Source organism: Shigella sp. SIG6, from assembly GCF_053555815.1.
In genome coordinates this window covers 1-1,250 of sequence record NZ_JBQZXC010000263.1, presented here as the reverse complement: position 1 = coordinate 1,250, position 1,250 = coordinate 1, and the positions used below count along the sequence as shown (strand labels likewise).

Genomic DNA, 1,250 nt, shown 5'->3' with positions numbered 1-1,250 from the left:
AACTTTTCTATCATTTCTAAACTTAATAAAACCTTAATGTTAACATTTTAATATAATGAGTTACATTTTATTACATGTTTAACACTTGATTTAAGATTTGTAATGGCTAGATTGAAATCAGATGTAATCCATTAGTTTTATATTTTACCCATTTAGGGCTGATTTATTACTACACACAGCAGTGCAACATCTGTCAGTACTTCTGGTGCTTCTATTTTAGAGGCAGCTGTCAGGTGTGCGATCAATAAAAAAGCGGGGTTTCATCATGTTTAATGAAGTCCATAGTATTCATGGTCATACATTATTGTTGATCACTAAACCTTCTTTGCAGGCGACAGCTCTCTTGCAGCACCTTAAACAATCGCTAGCAATTACAGGAAAATTACATAATATTCAACGTTCTCTGGACGATATCTCTTCAGGCTCTATTATTCTTCTGGATATGATGGAAGCGGATAAAAAGCTTATCCATTATTGGCAGGATACTTTGAGCAGGAAAAACAACAATATCAAAATATTGTTGCTAAATACGCCTGAAGATTACCCGTACCGCGACATTGAAAACTGGCCTCATATCAACGGCGTTTTTTATGCCATGGAGGATCAAGAACGTGTTGTCAATGGGTTGCAAGGCGTCCTGCGTGGCGAATGCTACTTTACGCAAAAGCTTGCCAGTTACCTGATTACACATTCTGGTAACTATCGTTATAACAGCACGGAATCAGCCCTCCTTACTCATCGGGAAAAAGAGATCCTGAATAAGCTGCGTATCGGCGCGTCTAATAACGAGATCGCTCGTTCGTTGTTCATCAGCGAAAATACGGTTAAAACGCATCTTTATAATCTTTTCAAGAAGATAGCCGTAAAAAACCGGACACAAGCGGTTTCCTGGGCAAACGATAACCTCAGGCGATAAAGCCATGAAACGTTATTTACGCTGGATTGTGGCGGCAGAATTTCTGTTCGCCGCAGGGAATCTTCACGCCGTTGAGGTAGAAGTCCCGGGATTGTTAACTGACCATACTGTTTCATCTATTGGCCATGATTTTTACCGAGCCTTTAGTGATAAATGGGAAAGTGACTATACGGGTAACTTAACGATTAATGAAAGGCCCAGTGCACGATGGGGAAGCTGGATCACAATAACGGTCAATCAGGATGTTATTTTCCAGACTTTTTTATTCCCGTTGAAAAGAGACTTCGAGAAAACTGTCGTCTTTGCACTGATTCAAACTGAAGAAGCACTAAAT

The 1,250-nt window shown here is 39.6% G+C and carries 2 protein-coding genes; both read left to right on the top strand.

Annotated features, from left to right (window positions below; all coding sequences use genetic code 11):
• Positions 1-265: 265 nt before the first annotated feature.
• Positions 266-916: a biofilm master transcriptional regulator CsgD gene (gene csgD / locus ACUU1M_RS20190; RefSeq protein WP_000481500.1), complete on the top strand. Its 651-nt coding sequence runs from the start codon at positions 266-268 to the stop codon at positions 914-916.
• Between the two features lie 4 nt (positions 917-920).
• Positions 921-1,250, top strand: a 330-nt coding sequence (gene csgE / locus ACUU1M_RS20185; protein ID WP_449144781.1) for a curli production assembly/transport protein CsgE, incomplete at its 3' end; no start/stop codon positions are given.

What these genes read in the sequence shown, in the direction of transcription:
- csgD (WP_000481500.1), top strand. Translation starts at nt 266, where the DNA reads ATGTTTAATGAAGTCCATAGTATTCATGGTCATACATTATTGTTGATC.